Here is a 23,342-nt window from a genome sequence, read left to right as displayed (position 1 = left end):
ACCTGACAACATCGTTCATTCGAAAAAAACTCCGGAAGCGCCTGTGAAGGCATCCGGAGTTTTATTATGATTCCCCAATTATATCGCCCGCTGAAACTGGCTGGTGTACAAGTCATAATAAAAACCTTTGGCTTCCAGCAGCTGACGGTGGTCCCCCTGCTCGGCAATGCGTCCGCCGTGGATGAACAGAATCCGGTCCGCATCCTGAATCGTGCTCAGCCGGTGGGCGATGACAAAACTGGTCCGTCCCTTCATCAGCGTCTGCATCGCTTCCTGGACATGCATTTCGGTCCGCGTATCGACGCTGCTGGTGGCTTCGTCCAGTATGAGGATGGCCGGATCGGCGAGGATCGCCCGGGCGATGGTCAGCAGCTGGCGCTGGCCGTGGCTGAGATTGCTGCCCTCGGCGGCCAGGACGGTATCATACCCGTCCGGCAGACGGGATATAAAGCGGTCAGCATTCGCCAGCCTGGCGGCATGCTCCACTTCGGCATCGGTCGCATCCAACCGTCCGAACCGGATGTTTTCGCGGATGCTGCCGGAAAAAACGTAGGTGTCCTGGAGGACGATCCCCACCTTGCTCCGCAGGCTGTCTTTATCCATATCGCGGATGCTCACCCCGTCGATGCAAATGTCGCCTTGGTCGATCTCGTAGAACCGGGTCAGCAGGTTGATGATCGTCGTTTTGCCTGCACCCGTAGGGCCGACGAGGGCGATCATTTGACCGGGCTCGGCGGTAAAGGATACGTCCTGCAGCACCGGCGTTCCCGGTTTATAGCTGAAAGTTACATTCCGGAATTCGACGCTGCCCTTTACCTCTCCAAGCTCCGCGACGGCCCGCTTGTGGTCTTCGGCATACTCGGTGTCGAGGTCGAAAATCTCAAATACGCGCTCGGCACCCGCAATGGCGGACTGCATCAGGTTGAACTGGTTGGCCAGTTCGGTGATCGGCCGGCCGAACTGCTTGGAGTAGTTCAGAAAGCTGACGACGATGCCGACGGAGGTGTGCCCTTGCAACACCATCCAGCCGCCGGCCGCCGCGATCAGGGCGAAGCTGAGGTTGTTCACCATGTTCATGACCGGCCCGACCATGCCGGAGGCGATCTGCGCACGGATGCCGACCTGATTCAGCTTGTGGTTGATCTTCTGGAACTGCTCGACCGCGACAGGCTCCCGCCGGAACAGCTTGACGATTTTCTGCCCGCTGACGGTCTCCTCAATAAAGCCGTTGAGCTCACCGAGGTGCTGCTGCTGGGCTTTGAACAGCTTTCGGGTCAGCCGCGTGATTTGACGTGTTGCCACGAGCACGAGCGGAATGCTGATGAGGCTGACGAGCGTAAGGGGCAGGTTGAGCCTCAGCATGATGACCAGCGACCCGGCCAGCGTAATGATGCTGTTCAAGAGCTGCGTTACGCTCTGGTTCAGCGTGTTCGACACGTTCTCGATGTCATTGGTCGTGCGGCTCATCAGCTCTCCGGTCGGATGGGTATCGAAAAAGCGCAGCGGCAGCTGCTGGTATTTATCGAACAGGTCCTGGCGGAGAGCCAAGACGGTGCGCTGGGAGACCGCCGTCATGACGTACACCTGAATCCAGGAAACGACGCTGCCCAGTGCATAGATGCCGATCATCAGCAAGCAGAGCGACCAGAAGCCTTCATGCTCCTTCGGCATAATGAAGCGGTCGATCGCTTTGCCGAGCAGGAAAGGGCCGATCAGGGAAATGACCGCGCTGAGAATGGTCGTAATATATACGATGATCAACCCGAACTGCTGCCGGCTCAAATAGGCCCACAGTCTTCTGAGGGTAGCACCAGCCTGCTTGGGCTTGGCTTTCTGCATGACCATGTTTCGGCCGGGTCCATGGCCCATCATGGGAGGGCCCCCGCGGCCGGCTTCAGCGCCGGCGGGTTTAGTTGGCTGCGGCATGCGTATCTTCCTCCTTCCGCTGCGAACGGTAAATATCCTGATAGATCGCGCTGGTCCGCAGCAGTTCTTCGTGGGTCCCCCGGGCGGCAATGGAGCCGTTCTCCAGCACCAGAATCTGGTCGGCCTCCATGACTGAACTGATCCGCTGCGCGATGATGATGTTGGTGCTGCGGTTCATCAGCTCCTTCAGCGCAGCCTGGATGCGCGATTCCGTGCCGACGTCGACCGCGCTCGTGCTGTCGTCCAGGATGAGAATTCGCGGCTTTACCAGCAGCGCGCGGGCGATCGACAGGCGCTGCTTCTGCCCGCCGGACAGATTGACGCCTTTTTGCCCGATCACGGTCTCATAGCCGTCCGGCATCTGCATGATAAAATCGTGGGCCTGGGCGGCCTTGGCCGCCGCGGTCACTTCCTCCAGCGGAGCGCCGGGCCGGCCGTAACGGATGTTATCCAGCACCGTGCCGCTGAACAGCACGGACTGCTGCAGCGTCATGCCCACCATCCCGCGCAGGATGTCCAGCGGGATGTCGCGGACATCCGTGCCGCCGATGAGCACGCGGCCGCCGGTGGCGTCATAGAGCCGGGGGATCAGGTGTACGAGCGAGGATTTGCCGGATCCGGTAACGCCGAGAATGGCGGTCGTCTGTCCCGGTTTGGCTGTAAAGCTGATCCCGCTGAGCACCGGATCGGCATACGGATGCTTCCCGTAACCGAAGGATACATTCTCGAAGACCACGTCCGCGGCCGCCGGTTCCTTGGCCTGGGCGCCGGTGGGATCGACAATGTCCGGCTGCGCGTCAAACACTTCCTGCACCCGGGCCGCGGAGACTCTGGCCCGGGAGATGAAGGTCAGCATGTTGCTTACCATCAGCATGGCGAACAGGAGTTGTGTCACGTAATTGATATAAGCGATCAAATCGCCGGCGGGAAGGGATCCGCCGCGGGTAAGGGCACCCCCGTACCAGAGCGCCGCCACGATGCTCAAATTCAGGATCAGCGTCATGACCGGCATGTTCAGCCCCAAGAGCCGGTTGGCCGAGATGGCCTCCTTCGTGTAATCGCCGTTAGCGCCGGCAAAGCGCTTGCGTTCATAACCTGCGCGGACGAAGGCCTTGACGACCCGAATGCCGGCGAGGTTCTCCTGCAGGACGCCGTTCACTTGGTCGAGCATCGACTGAACCCGGCCGAACAGCGGAAAAGACTTCCGGATCAGCAGCACCAGAAAGACCACCAGGACAGGGATCGATACCGCCAGAACCAGTGTCAGCCGGGGACTGATCCAGAGGGCCAGGATGAGGCTGCCGAGGAACAGCAGCGGGGAGCGGATGCTCCGCAGGATCATCTGGACCACTGTCTGCAGCTGAACGACGTCATTCGTCAGCCGGGTGATCAGCGATCCGGTCTTCAGCTCGTCCAGATTGCGGAAGGAAAAGGTTTGTATTTTCCGGAACAGATGGTCCCGGAGATCGGTGCCGAAATGCTGAGAGGCATAAGTTGAAAAGACAGTGCACCCCACGCCGCCAAGCAGGCCGACTACGGCAACCCCGATCATCAGAAGACCCGTTCGCTCGATGTACGCAAGGTCGCCGGGAACCACTCCTTTATTAACGATGTTCGCCATCAGCGCTGGCTGCAGCAGGTCCATGGATACCTCAAGCAGCATCAGCAGAGGAGCCAGCAGAGCCGACACCTTATACGGACGAAGGTAGGATATCATCAGTTTCCACATGGGCGGGACCTCACTTGGTATCAGAATCGGCAGCCTGCGCCTGGCCTCCCGGCGAAGGACCCGAGGCTCCGCCATCCGCCGTTTCACGCAGCTCGAACGTATGGATGTACTCCTGGATCATCTGGTCAACGGCTTTCAGCTCACCGGTAATGACCTGCTGGATCGGCTGGTACTCGGGCTGGCTCAGCTGCTGCATCAGCGTGCTGCGAATGACCTGCATACGCTCCAGAAACATCAGCACGCGGCCGCGCCGAAACGTCTGGGCGCTCTGAAAGCTCCGGCCGCCGCCTTCGTCGTCGCCGTGATGCTCCCTTTTGCCGCGCCGGCCGTGGTCGTGGTGTCCGTGTCCGCGGCCCCCGCCGCCGCGCCGGTCGCCTCGCTCCCAGCGGCCGCCCTCGTTGTTCATATCTTCTTTCATTGACGTCACTCCTTAGAATTAGTGGATGTGTATACGTGTAATGCTGTTTGTATACAAATGTATACGATTGCGTGATAAGAGTCAATTCCTTTTACCCTAAATCTGGAAAAATCCAGCTGTCTCTGTTCTTCGTTATCGTCTCTATATAATGCCGGCGTCCATTTTGTTATAATGTTGTTGATTCCGCAGACTAACAAACATGGTTCCAGAAACGGCTGTATCCGGACCCGGAGCATCACCGGCGTCTAAACCGCCTTGGAAGCGGCACGCCCGATGCAGCCCTTTACGATATTCGTAACATGAATGACAGTTTATTTGAGGTGAAATAGAGACGATGGCCAAAAAGATTACGATGCAGCAAATCGCCGACCACCTGGGCGTATCGAAGTTCGTTGTATCCAAGGCGCTGTCCGGCAAGGGCGGAGTCAATGAAATGACCCGGGAGCGGGTGATCCAGGCGGCTTCCCAGCTCGGGTATTTTTCGCAAAAGAAAGCCTATATGAGAAGCCCCCGCACGGAACCCAACACGCTTAAGCGCAGCGGTGCCAAGCATTCCGTGATCGTGTTGATGCCCAATATCCGTTTTCAGAACAGGGAATCGCTGTACTGGGGCAAGATTATGGAGGGGATTTCGATCAGCCTCGAGGAACGGGGACTGGGCATGGTGATCATCTCTGAGCAGAACGTGGACAACTTTGTCAGCCTCCTGAATCCGGAAGGGATTCTCGGACTCATTGGGGTCGGGGAAATTTCCACGCCGCTGCTGCTGGAGGTGCACCGGATGGGGCTGCCGATCGTGCTGGTCGACATGGAGGATCCGCTCATTCCGTCCGACACGGTCTTTGCGAACAATATGGATGTGATGGCCCGGCTGACGACCCACCTGATCGGCATCGGCCATCAGCGGCTGCAGTTCATCGGAAACGACCGGTATTCGCGCAGCTTCCGGGACCGCTCCATCGGGTACCGGACGGCGCTGGATGAGCAGGGACTGCCGAGCCAGGAAGGGCTGGTCATTCCGCTTCCCGATTTGGAGAACGGCAGCTTCGAGCCCGAGATCCGGTCGTGGATCTCGCGGAAAATCAAATCCAAATCGCTGCCGACCGCACTGGTCTGCGCCAACGATGCGATTGCGCTGACGGCCCGGGATATCCTGATCGAGCTTGGCGTGCGGGTTCCGGAGGAGGTGTCGGTCTCCGGATTTGACAATATCGCCGATGCGGCCAAGGGCAGTCCGTCCCTGACGACCGTTCATGTTCCGAAGGAGGCGATGGGCCGCCGGGCTGTCGAGAAGCTGCTCGAACGAATGGACAAGGCGGATACGCCTCTGGAAAAAATCCTGCTCGCCGGCGATATCGTCTACCGTGATTCCACGGCGCAGGCGCCGGATGGCTCCGGGAGCTGACATCACGGCAGGTACGATACAATCTCAGCCGGTCATAACAAAAAAAGCATCCCGCCCAACAGGCGGGATGCTTTTTATCGATAAAGGAAGTTTCGAAGTTTCCGGAAAGTGCACAGGGTTGCCGTATGTGCGGGTTGAAAGAGCTGAAATCGCGAGGTTCAATCTTCCTGTGCGCCCTTTAGATCGCTTACGGCTGGGCAGGCAGTCCATCGAATTCGCGGATTTGTGCCGTGTAATGATCGCGGATGAGGCCCTCCGCCTTTTTCGCATAAGGGCAGTAATCATCATTCCCTGCGGCATCCCCCGGTGCATATAGCGCCGCCGGCCAGTCCCACAGCATAAATCCTCCCACCCATGAACGGCTGGCGCAGGCTTCAAACATCCGCTCATAATAAGCGGCTTGTTCGTCCTCGTTTGGGTCTCCGGGCAGTCCCCAGTCGTTTGGAATCCGGCTCGAACCGGTCCGGCTGGGACATCCCGCCTCCATAAAGAAGAAGGGCTTGCCGTACCGGCGGACGACCGGCTCAATGCGGTCCAGCTGCTCTTCCCAGCTGTCGATCGGGTAATAGCCGCTGGATGAAATGACATCCACTGCATCCCACCAAGCCACCTGGCCTTCCTGATATTTATCGCAGTTATAAGTAACGATGCCGGAGTATACTTGCCGAACCTGGCGGATGAGCTCGCGCCATTCCCGTTCCCTTCGGTCGGTCTGCACCATCTCGCACCCGATGCACAGCATTTCGCAGCCGGTTTCCTCGGCCATAGCCGCATAGTGCAGCATAAACCGGGTATAAGAGTCAAACCACTCGGACCATTTCGGTTCACAAGGCACGTCAATATCGAAAAAGTTGATATGGGCCCGCCAAGTTCCGTCGGCGCAGTTGACGACCGGTTTCAGGCAGACGCGCAAGCCGAGACGTTTGGCGGAGGCAATCGCATGGCGAACCTCTTCATCCGTTACGGTCGGCTCTTCCGCAAAGTGGATTTCCGTCGAATGGGCCGTATCCTGCAGGGCCGCAAAGGTGACGGCCGTCCAGTTCACGCCGAGGCGTTTTACCATTTCCTCCATCGAATGTCCGGCCTCAGGGGTGTTCCATGTTCCCCGGATGCCGGTCCATCCCCAGGTCATGCCGCCGATATATCCTTCCAGCAAGTTATTGCGCATTAAATTCACCGTGTGCACCTCTTCTTGTGTTATTTTGTTAGCATATTTCGTTATTTAGTTATGATAACTTTATATACTTGTTATAAACAAAATACGTCTGAAGATCAAGTGTGTGGTTGTGAAAATATGATGATTATAGATGGTATGCCCGTCTTGGTGTGGAGATAGGGTGCGTGAAAAATAAATAACACATTGATAACAAAGGTGAAAAATAAAAGCCCTGCCCGTAATTGTACAGGCAAGGCTTGATATGCATGAGGCCATTCTCTATTTAAGCGGCTGCTGGTTCACGTAGCTGTCGGACAAATTAAGGAGCTTAAGCGCCCGGTTATATTCCTCTTCCGTAGTGCCGCCGTCCACTGAGGTTCGGCCGCTCAGCGGGTACTGCGCTCCATCCTCATATCCGGCTCCCGACACGAAGAGCGCATTGTCGGTCAGGAAGGAACCGGTCGGCAAATAATAACGCTCCGGAATCAGATTATAGCTCTGATTTAAGAGATCCTGTCCGAAATGAATATGGTCTTTGACGGAAACACCCGTCAGATTGGCGACCGTCGGCAGGATGTCGACCTGTCCGCCCACCGTGTTGTTCACTTCCGGATGTTGGATCGAGCCGCCCGCCAGAATCAGCGGGATGTTAATCATATCCGAATAGGAATATTCATGTCCGTAAATTTCCTTCATCAATTCTTTATCATCACGGTCCAGGGAGTACAGCGGCAGTCCCATGTGATCCCCGTAGATGACGATGAGGCTGTCTTCCCAGAGGCCGTTAGTCTTCAGTTCATCGATAAACTGGCCCAGCGCATAATCCGCATAATTCTGGGCGCGGATATAATCCCCGACAAACGTACCGTCGTATCGCTCAGGGAGCTGCATGTGGTATTTTCTCTCCGGAATCGTGAACGGATGATGCGCCGACATCGAGATGATCTGGGCATAGAACGGTTTGTCTTCCTGGTCCATTTCCTTCATTTTCGCGGCAGTCTTCTTATACAGCACTTCATCCGATGGGCCGAAGAAGAAGGAATCTTCGTCACCGAAGAAGGACTTGTCGTAATAATGCTGGAAGCCAAGGGACGAATACAGCTCCCCGCGGTTCCAGAACTCCACGTCGTTCGTATGGAAGGTCGCGGTCGAGTAACCGTTGCTCTCCATCAGCCTCGGCAGGCTCGGCAGCTTCTTGTCGACATAGTTCTGCGTGGCTGCTCCGCTCGGCGGAACATAGAACGAGGTGTTCACGACGAATTCGGCATCTGATGTATTGCCTTGGCCGACCATTTGGTTGAAGTTCGGGAAGTAGTACTGCTCTTTGGCCAGCTTGTTCATATTAGGCGTAATTTCCTGGCCGTCGATCTTCAGGTTGATCAGGAAATTCTGAAACGATTCCAGCTGGATAATGATGACGTTCTTGCCTTTGGCATCCCCGAAATGCTGCGGCTGATCGGTCTTCTTGATGCCTTTGAGCTCATCGATCGAGGCCTGGGTAATGCTGTTCAGCGGAACGATGTCCTCTTTCTTCTTGGAGAAAATCGTATACGCTTCATAATTCAAAATGCCCATTTGCTGGGCTTTTGTGATCTCGTTCATGCTGGCCCGGTTCGGAACGATATTAAACAGGCAGATCACGAGGGACAGGATGAACAGCACGGTAACGACGCTCCGGCGGGCCCGGCGGCTGGTCTGATCCTTCCATTGCCGCGCTTTACGGCCCCGTACCATGATGACAAAGATCACGACGATGTCGGCGTAGATCAGCAAATAGTAAGGGTCCATCAGCGAAAAGACACTGTTGCGGACGGCCGTAACCTGGTTAACCTGCTCCAGGGCATGGTAAGTCGCGATGACGCCATAATATTTGAAGTACATAATGACGGCGAAAAAGATCGTGGTCAGCAGCAGGTTGGCGATGACATAAGCGCCGAATTTCCGCTTGCCGGCAAACCACTCAATCAGACAGAACACGAGCCAAATAAACGGAATTTCGGTAATGATGGGCTTCCAGGGCATCAGGTCATTAAACGTAACGGCCCATGCCAAATACCCCTTTAAAAGTAAAAGAATGGTGAATAAGACAAACGGTTTTCGCAGAAATCCACGAAGTGAAGACACGTTACCAACTTCCTTCCTTTTAATGACGGGCTGACCTGGCTGATCTAAGCCGGGCAGCTGAGTATATCGCGCGAAAAGCTGGATGATTGCGCATAAAATTGAATATCCTGCGGTTGCTTGAGCCCTTTTGTCGCATGGAATCGAGGGCAATAGGTTTATTATGCCTTCGGCTCAGAAAGATGTCAAAAGGCGAATCCTTGTCATTTCTAGTTATCATTTACCATATTGGGAAGTAAATGAACCGCTTCCGCCGCTCCTCTGAAGCATTCTTTGAAAACGTCCGGATTTCCGATCCGCCGGATGACGGCGGGCTGGGCCGTAACACCATGACACCCCGCTAAACACGGCGGTACACTGCTTATTTCCCACCGGTCAATAACCCCCTAAAAACTGTAAAATATTGTGTTGAACCAGGCCTGTATTTTAGGTAAAATGTGCGAAAACCATATTGTGTTAAATAAGTTAACACATAATGTAATGTTCGATGAAGGGGTTGAGGGGGATGTTTGACTGGCTTGGCTTTACAACGGGGCTGCCACTCTGGTGGTCGTACCGGTTAAACCGTCATTTGAAAGAGGATATCGAAAACATTTTTGAGGGAATCGCCCAGAATCGTATACAAATATTAGAGAGCTGGGTTACGGAGTATTGGTCCCATTTGGAGCGTTTGAGCATACAGCTTGGCCCAAACTTCGGCCATATCGTCCAGGATCCTGCCGGGGCCGCGGCATTGGAGCCGCTGTTCGCTTCCTATATGAAGAGAGGTGCCGATTTCTCGGAGATTTTCCTGATTCGTGACGACATGAAGGTGGTGTACTCCACCCATCCGTCCCGCATCGGAGCAAGCTGCAGCCGAGAGGGCCTGATCGAGCCGGGGCTGAAGTATACGCTGCAGGGGAATCCTTGCCTGTTCGGCCCCTATTCCGACCCGGCCACATTAGAGGTCGGCCCGAGCACTTCGGCGTTTCACGACGCGATGACGCTGATGTTTATTTTGCCGGTCATGAATGACGGTGAGTGGAAAGGGGCGCTGTGCGGCCGGGTTCCAAACGATGTCCTGGGCGACTTGATCCAGCGGGAGCAGGGGCATGTATATCCCGATTCAGGCGATAACTACATTTTCATGGCCAAGCCGGGACTGAGCAAGAACATCGCGCCCGGAACGGCGCTGTCGCGGAGCCGCTTCGAGGACTTTACCTTTACGCACGGCGATAACCTGAAAGAAGGGGTACGGACCGACTACGGGACGGTTCAGGTAAAGAACCATACCGAGCTGGAACTGGTGTTCAAGGACCCGGCCACAGGAGAACTGCATCCAGGGGTGGCGAACACGATACAGAACGGAAGCAATCTGTTTGTGGAGTTTCCGGGATATTCGGACTACCGGCACATTCCGGTGATCGGTAAAGGGGTTACTTTTCAGCTTCCGCATTGCCCGGACGTATGGGGGATGATGTGCGAAGGGGATTTGGAGGAAGTGTACCGCTTCCGGAGCTTCGGTTGGAAGATGAAGAAAATGCACCTGATGACAGGTCTGGCGGGCGTGGTGCTGAACGGTCTTCTATTCGGTCTGCTGGCCTGGAGTCTGCCTCCGGTCACGGGGCTGATCATGGTTCTGGCGGCAAACGTGCTGTTCGGCTGGATCGCGGTCTCCGTTCTTGAACGCAGGGCGACGCGGCGGACGGCGGAGCATTTACGCAGCCTGAGCCGGTTCATCCGCATCAATGCCGAAGGCAAAGGGGATTTGACGCAGCGGCTGGACCTGCGCGAATTTGCGGATGACGAGGCCAAGGAGCTCGGCAAATGGGTAAACAGCATGATCGATGCCCTGGAAGGCATTATGCTGCAGGTTAAGCAGGCGGCGCAGGACGTTCAGGACAGCCAGCACGTGCAGCATGCGACGGCCCAGTCGACCGCCAGCTCCACGGAGCGGGTGAGCGGGAAGGTTCACAGCATGATCCGCGGCATCCGCGGCCAGCTGAAGGATATCGACGTGGCCAAGGACGTGTCGGTGGAGATGAGCGTTACCCTGCGGGAAATCGAAGAGGCGGCTGCTCAGCAAATTGCGGTGGCGCAAAGCGAAGTGCAGCATATCGGCGACAAGATGAAGCAAATCCAGGACAAGGTGGAGGAGAGCAACCGGACCATTCGGACGTTTATGGAAACGACGCGGGATATTGCCGGCCTGCTGACGGCCATCGAGAACATTTCCAAGCAGACCAATCTGTTATCGCTGAACGCGTCGATCGAAGCGGCAAGGGCGGGCGAGCACGGTCAAGGCTTCTCGGTAGTGGCGGGAGAAATCCGCAAGCTGGCCGAGCTTACCCGGCATTCCACCGAGCAGATCCAGCGGACACTGCGGCAGATCGGCGGGCAGGTGGAACTGGCCTTTGCCTCCATGGACGAAGGCAGCCGGGCGGTGGAGGAGGGTACGAAAATCGTCGCTTCGGCCTCTGAAATGCTGGGACAGGCTGGCAGCCAGGACAGCCTCAAGACCAAGATGGTCGGTGAAGTGGTGGGCATCATGGAAAAGGTAGCCGCCGTCAGCATCGAAAACCGCAGCATTTCGGCAGAGGTGGAAGGCACCCTGCAGGAGCTGCAGGAGGACATGCAGCACGTCCGCGGCACATCGGAAAATGTGGAGTCCATCACCGGATCGCTGCTTCAGCTTGTCAACCAGTTCCGCCTGACCGAGACGCGAAGAAGATAGCAGGAAGACGGTGGCGTCGTGTGACCTGCCGCTGCCGGATGAGTTCATTAGACAAAGCTCGTGCCCCTTGATCAGGGCGGCACGGGCTTTTTTCGTGGATAGCGCATTGGGACTGCCTGCTCCATTATGGTATGATGGGAAAAACAAGGGGAACGGGTGATCTTATGTCTGAAGAAAACCGGGAGCGGGCGGAGGTTCGGATATCGGTTCGACCGCTGGTGGAATATGCTTTCTCAAGCGGGGATATCGATTCCGGATTCCGGTCGGCCACCGCCATGGTTGAAGGCACACGAATTCACCAGCAGGTGCAGAAAACCTACGGGGAAGGCGACCAGAAGGAGGTGTTTCTGAAGCGGGAGATCTCCTTCGGGGACCAGACTTATGTCATTGAAGGAAGATGCGACGGCCTGATCCAAACGGATGACGGCTGGATGATCGATGAGATCAAATCGACCGCTGCGAGCCTGGATGCGATGGAGGGGGACGGAAAGCCCGTTCACTGGGCACAGGCTCAAGTTTACGCCTATATTTATGCCATGGACCACGGCCTGGACCGGATGACGGTGCAGCTCACCTACGTCGAGACGTATACCGGCACGGAGCGCCGTTTCCGGCGGATGCTGACGCTGGCAGAGCTCGAAGCCTTTGTGATGGGGGTGCTGGAGGTCTATACCCCGTATGCCGCGCTCCGGCTGAAAAATGCGCATCTCCGGGATGAGAGCATCCGCGCGCTGCCGTTCCCGTTCGACACTTACCGGGAAGGACAGCGCAAGCTGGCGGGAGCGGTCTATCAGGCGGTGAAGGAGAAGCGGAAGCTGTTTGCCAAGGCCCCGACGGGGATCGGCAAGACGATGTCCACGCTGTTTCCGTCCGTGAAGGCCATCGGGGAGGGGCTGCTTGGGCAGATCTTTTATTTGACGGCCAAGACGATCACCCGAACGGCCGCCGAGCAGGCCTTTGCGCTGATGCAGGCCAAAGGGCTGCGGATGCAGACGGTGACGATTACGGCTAAGGACAAAGTCTGCTTTCAGGAGGAGACGGTCTGCCGGAAGGACGCCTGCCCGTTTGCGGACGGCTACTACGACCGGGTCAACGGGGCTATTTTGGACATGCTGTCCCAGGAAACGGTGATGGACCGCGCCGTCATCGAGCGTTACGCTCGCAAGCACCAGGTATGTCCCTTTGAGTTTTCGCTGGACGCGGCCTACGCAGCGGATGCGGTCATTTGCGACTATAATTACATCTTTGATCCGCGGGTTTCGTTCAAACGGCTGCCCGAGGAGCAGAAGAGGCGGACGGTGCTGCTCGTGGACGAAGCCCATAACCTCGTTGATCGGGGACGGGACATGTTCTCGGCTGAGATCGGCAAGGCGGCATTTCTCGAGCTGAAGCGCGGATACAAGGGCGTGGATGCCGGGGTTCAGAAGGCGGCGGATGCGGTCAATAAATTTTTTATCGAGCTGAAAAAGGAAATGGGCGAAGTCCGCCAGAAGCAGTGGCAGGAACAGCCTCGGGAACTGGGTGAGCGGCTGGAGCTGTTCATCGCCGAAGCCGAGCGGGAGCTGCTGGCTCCCAAAGGCGACCCCGGGCTGCAGGAGCAACTGCTGGATGCTTATTTTGCGTCGCAGCATTATATCCGGATCGCCAAGCTGTATGACGAACGCTTTTTGACGTATGCCGAGATTCACGGCGGCGACTGCGTGCTGAAGCTGTTCTGCATGGATCCGTCCTACCTGCTCACCCAGGCGGGAAAAGGCTTCCGCTCGACCGTGTTCTTCTCGGCCACTCTGTCTCCGCTGTCCTACTATAGGGACATGCTGGGCGCCGGCGAGGAGGACTACAGCTTGTCCGTGCCGTCGCCGTTCAGCCGGGAGCAGCTGGATGTGCGCATCGAGCCGCTGTCCACCAGGTACCGGGACCGGGACGACACCCAGGACGCGCTGGTGAAGCTGCTGCATGGCCTCATATCGGAGCGCAAAGCGAATTACATGGTCTTTTTCCCGTCGTACCAATATATGCGTATGGTGGTCGAGCCTTTTGCGGAGCTGCACCCGGAGGTTGGCATCATCGTGCAGGATACCGGAATGGCCGAGGAGGAGCGGGAGCGGTTCCTCGCGGCGTTCCAGGCGGACAATGCGGATACGCTCGTCGGCTTCGCCGTGCTCGGGGGCATTTTCTCCGAAGGCATCGACCTGCAGGGGGACCGTCTGGGAGGCGTGGTCGTTGTCGGCGTGGGCTTGCCGCAGCTTGGTTTTGAACGGAACCTGATTCGGGATTACTTCAATGAAAACGGGAAAAGCGGGTATGATTACGCCTACGTGTTCCCGGGGATGAACAAGGTGCTGCAGGCCGGAGGGCGGCTGATCCGCTCCGAGCAGGATACGGGCGTGCTGGTGCTGGTCGACGACCGATTTCTCCAGCGGCACTATCAGGGGCTGCTCCCGGATGAGTGGAAGGGATTCACCGTCGGGAGGCCTTAGACGGGCGAGACGCGGCACAGCGAAGTGCTCCTCCGGGCCGCTTGGTCTCGTCGGGATTTGGTTCCGCGAAAGGGATGGATACGAGAGCGTGGGATGCGTTCCCAACAAATCGTAGCCAAACGGGACGGCCCCCGGTATAGTGGAGAAAACAGGATAAAGGTGGGATCGCGCAGGATGACACTTCGTATCGGATTGATCGGAACCGGATGGTTCAGCGGCGTACATGCCGACAACTTGGCGGCGATGGATGGAGTAAAGCTGACGGCGGTTTGTGGTACAAGCCTGGAGAAAGCAGACCGGATGGCGCGGCGTTACGGCGCCGAGGGATATGAGGATCTGGATGCCATGCTGGACGCGGGGCCGCTCGACGCGGTGTATATCTGCGTGCCGCCGATGGCACACGGCGAAATCGAAATGAAGCTGATTGAGCGCGGTATTCCGTTTTTGGTGGAAAAACCGCTTGGGATCGACACCGGCTTGCCGGAACAAATTTTGGTCCGGGTCCGCGAGACGGGGCTGTTGACGTCGGTGGGGTACCATTTCCGCTACCAGCACAATGCGGCGCGGCTGAAGGAGGAGCTGTCGAACCATACGACCGGCATGGTGCTGGGGCGGTGGATGGACAGCATGCCGGGCGTGTCCTGGTGGAGACGGCAAAGCGGCTCCGGCGGGCAGTTCATCGAGCAGACGACGCATATGGTCGACATGCTCCGGTATACGGCCGGCGAAGTGGAAGAAGTGTATGCGCTTTACGGGGACAGGGTCAAGCGGAGCCAGGTGGACGGGGTGGAAGTTGCCGACGTGGGAACGGTCACGCTCCGCCTGGCGAGCGGCGTGGTAGCGAACATCTCCAACACATGCGTCCTGCCGGAAGGCGGCGGGCTGAGCCAGACGGGACTGACATTCTATACGGACCGGGGGATCGTCGATTGGAACCCGCAGCGGCTGCAGCTGGCGGCGCCCGGCGTCACGACAGAATATACGGAGCAGGGGAGCCCCTATGTACGCGAAACGGAAGCGTTTCTCCATGCGCTGCGCACCGGAGACCGCTCCCGTATTCTTTCAAGCTATGAGGATGCCTGCCGGACGCAGGCTGTGACTTGTGCCGCGTTGGTCTCGGCATCTACCGGCAAGCCGGTCCGCCTGTAACCCATTACCACATCAGCATGAGCAGCGGCGCCGCGACGAGCGTGAACAAGGCGGCCAGGATCATCGAGACGCTGGAGATCGCTCCGCTCATCGAGCTGAAGCCGAAGGCCAAGGACGTCCCCGTCCCGTGGGCGCTCGTGCCGAGCAGCACGCCGCGGGCGATTTCGTTCTCGATCCGCAGGAGGCGCAGAATCATCGGCCCGAGCACGGAGCCGAGCAGGCCGGTCATAATGACGAAGACTGCCGTAATGTTCGGCACCCCGCCGATGACCTGCGATACATTCATGGCGATCGGCGTCGTGATCGAGCGGGGGATCAGGCTGGTCACCAATGAAGTGTCCAGCTTCAGCCCTTTGGCGAGCACCGCCGAAGAGATCATAGCCATGAAGGAACCGGTAAGCACGCTGACGACGATTTCGACGGCGTGCTTTTTGAGTACTTTAAAATTTTTATAGAGCGGCACCGCAAAGGCGACTGTCGCAGGCTGGAGCATATCGCTCAGCCATTTCCCGCCGGCATTGTAATGTTCATAGGGAATATGCGTGCACAGCAGGAAAATAATAATGATGCAGGGCGTCACCAGCAGCGGCGACAGATACACTTTGGGATACCGCTTATACAATCGTTTGGCTGCCATGTAGATCACGAGGGTTAGCAGCAGACAGATGAGACCGATCATCATGACACCTTCCGTTCTTTATGTTTGGCAATGCGTGCGGCGGTCAAGCCGGAGCTGGCCATGACCACGACCGTGCTGAAAATAACGACGAGCAGGATTCGCACCCCGTCGCTCTCCAGCATCGCAAAATATTTCATCACCCCGACGGCGGCCGGGATAAAGAAGAGCAGGAGCTCGGCGAGCAGCCAGTTTGCTCCGACTTCGATCCATTCGAGCTTGACGACGCCGGATTCGAGCAAAAGAAACAACACGATGATTCCGAGAATGCTGCCCGGCACCGGCAGATGCAGCAGACCGGCCAGCTGGTTCATCGCATATGAAAACAGCATTAAAACGGCGACCTGAAAGGTCCCTTTGACGGCATGCTTCATCAATTGTTTTCGCCTTCCTTTCATTTATAATGAAAATTTTACAGCATTAATTTTCATAGGTAAAATGCATATATCGAATGGATATCATTCCATTTGGCTATAGCATAAGGATGACGTATAAGTTGAAAATCGAAATGGATGATGGGCAAGTACGTAAAATGTCCCCGATAGACTTACTTAAGGAAAAGGAGAACGACGTATGGACATCCGCCAATTGCAGTATTTTATGGAGGTCGCCCGGCTGCAGAGTTTTACGAAGGCGGCGGAATCGCTCTACATCACGCAGCCGTCGATCAGCAAAACGATCCGCAACATTGAGGAGGAGCTTGGCGTCACCCTGTTTGACCGTTCAGGCAAAAAGGTGGTGCTGACCGATGCCGGCCGGATTATTTACGAGCAGGCGCAGCCGATCGTGAAGTCGTTCCAGAGCTTGTCCTCCGAGCTCGGCGATTTGAAAAATCTGAAGAAGGGCCATATCCGCCTCGGCCTGCCACCGATGGTCGGATCGAGTTTTTTTCCTGAGGTGATCGGGCAGTTTCATCAGAAATACCCGCAGGTGACGATGCAGATCTTTGAGGACGGCGCCAAAAAGGTGGAGGTCGACGTAGAAAGCGGTTTGCTCGACATTGGCGTTGTGGTGCTGCCAACCGACGACTCGCTGTTCCACTCGTTTTCGTTCGTCCGGGAAAACCTGATGCTGCTGGTGCACCCGTCGCACCGTCTTGCGCATCGCGAGTGCGCCAGGCTTGCCGATCTGGCGGAAGAGAACTTCGTGCTGTTCCGGGAGGACTTTGCGCTGCATGACCGGATCATTACGGAATGCGTCAAGGTCGGCTTCCAGCCGCATATCGTCTACGAAAGCTCCCAATGGGACTTGATCAGCGGCATGGTCGCCGCCAATTTGGGCATCGCCCTGCTGCCGGAAACGATCTGCCGGGAAATCAACCGGGAGCGGATCCGGATTATGCCGCTGGTGGAACCGGTTATTCCGTGGCAGCTGGGGATGATCTGGCGCAGGGACCGTTACCTGTCCTATGCCGCGCGGGAATGGATCGCGTTTACGCAGGGGAAATTGATGGAGGACAGGGGGTAACCGGGCAGACTGGAACGCATTATTTTAATGAGGTTACAAGAAAAAATACATTAAACCCACACCCTCTCAGACCTCCTATTTTTTCTTCTAAAGCGTTTTGGATTCAGACATGTATCTCCTCATTATTTTTATATTTTACAACCCTTAAACGGCCGCATAGATGCCTTAAAACTCGTGTTTTCATGCGATCTCAGTCTGATATAATGAAAGATGGAAATGCGCATTTCTACGGAAACTACGAGCGAAAAGGAATGATTTACAATCAACCATGATGAAATGAGCAGCCGGTTTGCCGCGGGGAGCATCCCCAAGCTGCTGTTGTCTCTTGCACTTCCGGCGATTGCGGCTCAAATCGTCAACGCGCTGTACAATGTCGTCGACCGGATGCTGATCGGCAGGATGCCGGGAGGCGGTACCTTTGCATTAACCGGACTGGGCATCGCCTTCCCGCTGATCATGACCATCTCGGCGTTTGCGGCCCTCATCGGCCTTGGCGGCGCTCCGCTGGCCTCCATGAAGCTGGGGGAAGGGAAACCCAAGGAAGCGGAGAAGCTGCTGGGCAGCTGCTGCCTGATGCTCCTGCTCGTCTCGGGAGTGCTGACGGCGGTGCTGCTGTGTTTTCAGCGTCCCCTGTTGATCGCCTTCGGGGCGAGCGGTACAACACTGCCCTATGCCAGTGATTATATGGGCATCTATTTGCTGGGGACGGTCAGCGTGCTGATGTCCCTTGGGCTGAATTCTTTTATTTCCATTCAGGGTTTTGCCAAAACGGCAATGGCCACGGTCTGTGCCGGAGCTGTGCTGAACGCCATCCTGGCACCCCTTTTTATATTTCCGATGCATATGGGAGTCCGCGGGGCTGCCTTGGCAACCGTCATTTCCCAGACTGCGTCCGCTATATGGGTGCTGTCGTTTCTTACATCCAGGCACAGCCACCTTCGTCTTCGGCTCCGCAACCTGCGGGTGAACCCCCGGATGGCGTGCCGCATCCTTGCGCTGGGGCTGTCCCCTTTTATCATGCAGTCGACGGAAAGCCTGATCCAGATCGTGTTTAATATTTCCCTTGCGCGGTATGGCGGCGATTTGTATGTGGGCGCAATCAGCATTCTGACCAGCCTCATGCAGCTGTTTTCCCTGCCTTTATCCAGCTTTGCGCAGGGAGCACAGCCGGTCATCGGCTACAATTATGGATCGGGAGACTATGCAAGGGTGAAGGCGGCGATCCGGTTTTGTACGGCCGTTTGCGGTGTCCTCGGCATCCAGATGTGGGCGGTGGCGGTGTTCTTGCCGCGGTTTCCCGCCATGATTTTCACGGATCAGGCTGAATTGATTGCGCTGACGGAAAGGCTGATGCCGGTCTTTTTCCTGGGGACATGCATTTACGGCATTCAGCTGGCGCTGCAGCAGATGTTTCTTGCGCTTGGGCAGGCTAAGGTGTCCATCTTTATTGCCGTTCTGCGTAAAATCATTTTGCTGATTCCTTTGGTTTTTGTGCTGCCGGAGTTCATATCGCCCAAAGCCGATGCCGTCATTATGGCCGAGCCGATTGCAGACGTCTGCGCGGCGGTCACCTGCTGTATGCTGTTTGTTGTGACCGTTAAACGTTTGTTGCGGAATGCTGATCCTGCAAGCACAGCCGATCCATGAACAAAATATTGTTGGACTTTATTAGATATGTTTTAATTGACATATAAATCGGAAAGGTCATATAATTAGGTTGCCTATTTAATTGGTAACCTAATTATTTTTTTATGCGGGAGCTAATCCTTCATAGCACGTTTGAGAAAGGAGGATTGTTGGCGTCATGAACGACGATGGCAACAACCGTCAGAAAGCCTTCTGCCAGGGTAGCGAACCGCAGGAGCATGATCAGCACCACGAAACCGTTGTCCAGCTGCTTCAGGCAGTCATGCGATTTAACAGGGGTGAGTTTCGCCACCGGGTAATCGAAGGTTTGAAGATGAGCGAGATGGGGCTGATGGTTCTGCTCATGCGTCATGTCGAGCCGGATAGCCCGGGACTGAAGGTATCCGAGATCAGTGCGATGCTGGGGGTCACTTCTCCGACCGTCACCCAGTTTGTCAAAGCGCTGGAGAAGAAGAAATGGATCGTACGGACGCCGGATGAGGCGGACCGAAGGGTGGTCCGGATCAAGCTCAGCGAAGAGGGGCGGGAAGCGATTATCCAAGCCCGTAAGGCGACGATCCATTCCTTCAAGGGGCTTGTCGATCACCTGGGCATCGAGGAGAGCGAGAAGCTGTCCGAGCTGCTGACCAAGGCTTATAAGTATTATGAAAGCAAGACGCAGAATGATTCATCGGATGGAGGTGAAGTGCCAACATGCTGAAGCTTTTTCGTTCATTGAAGCCGTTCTGGCTTCTGATCCTGTTCACATTTGTGCTTGTGTTTCTGCAGTCCATGTCGGACCTGTATCTCCCGACGCTGATGTCGGACATCGTGGATAAGGGCATCATCGAGGGAGACATTCCTTACATTTGGAAAATCGGCAGCTTTATGCTGGCCGTAGCTCTGGGGGGAGCCATTTGCTCCATTGCCGCGAGCTACCTGTCCGCCAAAGTGGCGGGCGGCTTCGGCAGATCGATGCGCAGCCGGGTATTCCAGCATGTCCAGAATTTCTCCCTGCAGGAATTTGACAAGCTGGGCACGGCTTCGCTCATTACCCGCACCACCAATGATATCGCCCAGACCCAGCAGGTGCTGACCATGATGCTGCGGATGATGATCAGCGCGCCGATGATGTGTATCGGCGGGATTATTATGGCGGTGTCCAAGGACGCCAAGCTGTCCCTGATCATCGTCGTGATCGTTCCGGTGTTGGCGGGCTCCATTGCCCTCATAGCCGGCATGGGAATGCCGCTGTTCAAGGCCATGCAGGTCAAGCTGGACAAACTGAACCGGGTGCTTCGCGAAAACCTGACCGGGATCCGGGTCATTCGTTCGTTTAACCGGATTCAGCATGAGCAGGAGCGTTTCAAGGAAGCCAACCACGATCTGACCAGCACGGCGGTCCGGGTCAACAAAATCATGGCGGCCATGATGCCGATCATGATGATCGTCATGAACTTATCGACCATCGCCATCGTCTGGTTTGGCGGCCTGCGCATTAGGGACGGACATATGCAGGTCGGGGACCTGATGGCTTTTATCCAGTACGCCATGCAGATCATGTTCTCCCTGATCATGGTTTCTATGGTCTTCGTCATGGTACCGCGCGCTTCCGCATCCGCTGCGCGGATTAACGAGGTGCTCAGCATTACGCCGGATATCGACGATCCGCTCGTTGCACAATCCTCTGAAGAAGGACGCGGCTATTTGGAATTCCGGGACGTGACGTTCAGTTATCCGGGCGCGGAGCAGCCGGCGCTGTCGGGGATTTCATTCACCGCCAAGCCGGGGGAGACCACGGCGATTATCGGCGGCACCGGTTCCGGCAAGTCGACGCTGCTCAGCTTGATTCCGCGCTTCTATGATGTGGCGGAAGGCAGCGTGCTGGTCGACGGGGTCGATGTCCGCGAGATGACGCAGGAGGAGCTGCGCGCCAAGATCGGCTTCGTGCCGCAGAAGGCGCTGCTGTTCACCGGGACGATTGCGGACAATATCCGCTACGGCAAAAAGGACGCCACCGATGAAGAGATCCGCGAAGCGGCGGATATCGCCCAGGCGACCGAATTTATTATGAATATGAAAGACGGCTTTGAGTCGGAAATTGCCCAGGGCGGCAACAACGTGTCCGGCGGGCAGAAGCAGCGCTTATCCATCGCACGGGCGCTGGTACGCAGACCGGAAATCTATGCGTTCGACGACAGCTTCTCGGCGCTTGATTTCAAGACGGATGCGAAGCTGCGCAGCGCGCTGAAGCCGGTGACGCGGGACGCAACCGTTCTGCTCGTGGCGCAGCGGGTCAGCACGGTCATGGACGCCGACCGGATCATCGTCCTCGACGAAGGGCGGATTGCCGGCATCGGCACCCACCGCGAGCTGATGGAGACCAGTGACGTTTATCGCGAAATTGTATCCTCACAGCTGTCAGAGGAGGAGATCGCATGAGTGAGCAAACAAGAAGACCCGGACCCCGGATGGGAGGACCCCGGCATCCCGGCGGCCATCCCGGCCAAATGATGCCTGCGCAGAAGGCCAAGGACTTCAAGGGCTCCCTGAAGCGGCTGGTCGGGTACCTGCGGCCGCGGCGGGGGACGCTGATCGTTATTTTTCTGACGGCGATTCTCAGTACAGTGTTCAGCATCGCGAGCCCGAAAATTCTCGGCAAGGCGATTACCAAGCTGCTGGAAGGCGTCATCGCGATGGCAAAGGGAACGCCGGGCGCCGGCATTGATTTTACCTACATTACCCAGATCCTGCTGATTCTGATTGGTCTGTACCTGTTCAGCGCAGCGTTCAGTTATATTCAGCAGTATCTGATGGCCGGCGTGGCGCAGAAGGTCGTGTACGATATGCGTGAGCAGATCAACGCGAAGCTGTCGCGCCTGCCGCTGAAATATTTTGATTCCCGGACGCATGGGGAAATCTTGAGCCGCGCGACCAACGACGTCGACAACATCAGCACCACGCTTCAGCAGAGCTTGACACAGCTAATCACGTCGATCGTGACGCTGGTCGGCGTCATCGTGATGATGCTGTCGATCAGCCCATGGATGACGCTGATTCTGATCGTGACGCTGCCGCTCAGCTTCATTGTTATCAAAGCGGTAGCTTCCCGGTCCCAGAAGCATTTCATGGCCCAGCAGGCTTCTCTGGGACAGCTCAACGGCCATGTGGAGGAAATGTACACGGGACATAAAATTGTGAAGGCCTTCGGCCGCGAACGGGAGTCCGTCGAGGATTTCAACAAAATCAACGAAAAGCTGTACAGCTCCGGCTGGAAAGCCCAATTCATCTCCGGCATCATCATGCCGATGATGATGTTTATCGGCAACATCGGCTATGTGCTGGTCTGCGTGGTCGGGGGGATCTTCGTCACGCACGGCCGGATTACGATCGGGGATGTGCAGGCGTTCATCCAGTACGCCAGACAGTTCACCCAGCCGATTATGCAGACGGCCAACATTGCGAACATCATCCAGTCCACCATCGCTTCGGCGGAGCGCGTGTTCGAGCTGCTGGATGAAGAAGAGGAAGTGCCGGAAGCGGCGGATGCGGCTGTCCTGAACAATCCGAAGGGGGCCGTGGAGTTTGAGCATGTGCGGTTCGGCTATAAGGAAGACGCAATGCTCATTGAAGACATGAACATCGATGTGAAGCCGGGACAGACGATCGCCATCGTCGGGCCGACCGGTGCCGGCAAGACGACGCTCATCAACCTGCTGATGCGCTTCTATGAGCTGAACGGCGGGGCGATCACCATCGACGGCGTGAACATTACCCACTTGAAGCGCGGCAATTTGCGCAGCATTTTCGGCATGGTGCTTCAGGATACCTGGCTCTTTAACGGGACGATTATGGAAAATATCGCTTACGGCCGGGCCGGCGCCACGAATGAGGAAGTGATCGAGGCGGCCAAGGCGGCTCATGCCGATCACTTCATCCGGACGCTTCCGGACGGCTACGACACCGTGCTCAACGAAGAAGCGTCGAACATTTCCCAAGGGCAGAAGCAGCTGCTGACGATTGCGCGTGCCATTCTGGCCGATCCGTCCATCCTCATTCTGGATGAAGCGACCAGCAGCGTCGACACCCGGACAGAGGTCTATATTCAGAAGGCGATGAACGACCTGATGAAGGGCAGAACGAGCTTCGTCATCGCCCACCGGCTGTCCACGATCCGTGACGCCGATCTGATCCTGGTCATGAACCAGGGCAGTGTGATCGAGAAGGGCAACCACGAGGAGCTTCTGGCCAAAGGCGGCTTCTACGCCGATCTGTATAACAGCCAGTTTTCCGGCGGAAGCATTCAGGAGGTTGTCTGAGGGTGAAGGTGACCCCACCCGCGACCCCTTATCATCCGCATTTCAAAAGAGCAGCCATGACGGCTGCTCTTTTTTTTGGAATATTGGCAGTTTATGCTTGAATATCGAACGTGTGTTTGTCAATATTGATCTTAGAAGTTCATTCAGGAATATAAAA

General features: G+C 56.5%; 16 protein-coding genes. 9 read left to right on the top strand and 7 right to left on the bottom strand.

The window, feature by feature from the left end:
- Positions 1–78: 78 nt before the first annotated feature.
- The 3 genes from KI379_RS27760 to KI379_RS27750 are packed head-to-tail and all read right to left on the bottom strand — an operon-like array spanning position 79 to position 4,073.
- Positions 79–1,926, bottom strand: a complete 1,848-nt coding sequence (locus tag KI379_RS27760; protein WP_373309619.1) for an ABC transporter ATP-binding protein — start codon at positions 1,924–1,926, stop codon at positions 79–81.
- Positions 1,910–3,655 (bottom strand): ABC transporter ATP-binding protein, encoded by a 1,746-nt coding sequence (locus tag KI379_RS27755; RefSeq protein ID WP_212985604.1) that lies wholly within the window; start codon positions 3,653–3,655, stop codon positions 1,910–1,912. Before KI379_RS27755 ends, KI379_RS27760 begins: the two co-directional genes overlap by 17 nt.
- Before the next feature lie 10 nt (positions 3,656–3,665).
- Positions 3,666–4,073, bottom strand: a complete 408-nt coding sequence (locus tag KI379_RS27750) for a hypothetical protein (RefSeq protein WP_212985603.1) — start codon at positions 4,071–4,073, stop codon at positions 3,666–3,668.
- Positions 4,074–4,407: 334 nt separating this feature from the next.
- On the opposite strand from KI379_RS27750, the gene KI379_RS27745 reads away from it, so the two are divergent.
- Positions 4,408–5,478, top strand: coding sequence for a LacI family DNA-binding transcriptional regulator (locus tag KI379_RS27745; protein WP_089549657.1), 1,071 nt, complete (start codon positions 4,408–4,410; stop codon positions 5,476–5,478).
- Between the two features lie 187 nt (positions 5,479–5,665).
- Here the strand turns inward: KI379_RS27745 and KI379_RS27740 are convergent, their stop codons facing one another.
- Complete coding sequence (locus KI379_RS27740; protein WP_212985769.1) at positions 5,666–6,646, bottom strand: glycoside hydrolase family 113; 981 nt, start codon at positions 6,644–6,646, stop codon at positions 5,666–5,668.
- 267 nt (positions 6,647–6,913) lie between these two features.
- Positions 6,914–8,758 carry an LTA synthase family protein gene (locus KI379_RS27735; RefSeq protein ID WP_244879469.1) on the bottom strand — a complete coding sequence of 615 codons (1,845 nt, stop codon included), beginning with the start codon at positions 8,756–8,758 and terminating at the stop codon, positions 6,914–6,916.
- Positions 8,759–9,260: 502 nt separating this feature from the next.
- Between KI379_RS27735 and KI379_RS27730 the strand changes: the two genes are divergently transcribed.
- The 3 genes from KI379_RS27730 (at position 9,261) to KI379_RS27720 (ending at position 15,097) form a co-directional block, all read left to right on the top strand.
- The gene (locus KI379_RS27730; RefSeq protein WP_212985602.1) at positions 9,261–11,468 is read left to right on the top strand and encodes a methyl-accepting chemotaxis protein; all 2,208 of its coding nucleotides are present in this window, start codon (positions 9,261–9,263) and stop codon (positions 11,466–11,468) included.
- A 164-nt stretch (positions 11,469–11,632) separates the two neighbouring features.
- The gene (locus tag KI379_RS27725) at positions 11,633–13,948 is read left to right on the top strand and encodes an ATP-dependent DNA helicase (protein ID WP_212985601.1); all 2,316 of its coding nucleotides are present in this window, start codon (positions 11,633–11,635) and stop codon (positions 13,946–13,948) included.
- 174 nt (positions 13,949–14,122) lie between these two features.
- Complete coding sequence (locus KI379_RS27720; protein ID WP_212985600.1) at positions 14,123–15,097, top strand: Gfo/Idh/MocA family protein; 975 nt, start codon at positions 14,123–14,125, stop codon at positions 15,095–15,097.
- 4 nt (positions 15,098–15,101) lie between these two features.
- Here the strand turns inward: KI379_RS27720 and KI379_RS27715 are convergent, their stop codons facing one another.
- Together KI379_RS27715 and KI379_RS27710 are read right to left on the bottom strand one after the other, a co-directional pair.
- Positions 15,102–15,776 carry a CidB/LrgB family autolysis modulator gene (locus tag KI379_RS27715; protein ID WP_212985767.1) on the bottom strand — a complete coding sequence of 225 codons (675 nt, stop codon included), beginning with the start codon at positions 15,774–15,776 and terminating at the stop codon, positions 15,102–15,104.
- On the bottom strand, positions 15,776–16,147 hold the full coding sequence (locus KI379_RS27710; RefSeq protein WP_089549661.1) for a CidA/LrgA family protein: 372 nt from the start codon (positions 16,145–16,147) through the stop codon (positions 15,776–15,778). The genes KI379_RS27715 and KI379_RS27710 overlap by 1 nt, the downstream gene beginning before the upstream one ends.
- A gap of 199 nt (positions 16,148–16,346) precedes the next feature.
- On the opposite strand from KI379_RS27710, the gene cidR reads away from it, so the two are divergent.
- The 5 genes from cidR to KI379_RS27685 all read left to right on the top strand — a co-directional run bounded on the left by cidR (position 16,347) and on the right by KI379_RS27685 (position 23,185).
- Complete coding sequence (gene cidR / locus KI379_RS27705) at positions 16,347–17,240, top strand: cidABC operon transcriptional activator CidR (RefSeq protein ID WP_212985599.1); 894 nt, start codon at positions 16,347–16,349, stop codon at positions 17,238–17,240.
- A 276-nt stretch (positions 17,241–17,516) separates the two neighbouring features.
- Positions 17,517–18,887 carry an MATE family efflux transporter gene (locus KI379_RS27700; RefSeq protein ID WP_212985598.1) on the top strand — a complete coding sequence of 457 codons (1,371 nt, stop codon included), beginning with the start codon at positions 17,517–17,519 and terminating at the stop codon, positions 18,885–18,887.
- A gap of 157 nt (positions 18,888–19,044) precedes the next feature.
- Positions 19,045–19,587 (top strand): MarR family winged helix-turn-helix transcriptional regulator, encoded by a 543-nt coding sequence (locus KI379_RS27695; protein ID WP_089549664.1) that lies wholly within the window; start codon positions 19,045–19,047, stop codon positions 19,585–19,587.
- Positions 19,581–21,308, top strand: a complete 1,728-nt coding sequence (locus KI379_RS27690; protein WP_212985597.1) for an ABC transporter ATP-binding protein — start codon at positions 19,581–19,583, stop codon at positions 21,306–21,308. Before KI379_RS27695 ends, KI379_RS27690 begins: the two co-directional genes overlap by 7 nt.
- Positions 21,305–23,185 carry an ABC transporter ATP-binding protein gene (locus KI379_RS27685; protein ID WP_076171886.1) on the top strand — a complete coding sequence of 627 codons (1,881 nt, stop codon included), beginning with the start codon at positions 21,305–21,307 and terminating at the stop codon, positions 23,183–23,185. Before KI379_RS27690 ends, KI379_RS27685 begins: the two co-directional genes overlap by 4 nt.
- Positions 23,186–23,342: the final 157 nt, after the last annotated feature.

Origin of the sequence: Paenibacillus cineris (assembly GCF_018333335.1) — a bacterium.
In the GTDB taxonomy this organism is placed as follows: Bacteria; Bacillota; Bacilli; order Paenibacillales; family Paenibacillaceae; genus Paenibacillus_AQ; species Paenibacillus_AQ favisporus.
This window is presented reverse-complemented; position numbering and strand designations above follow the sequence as displayed.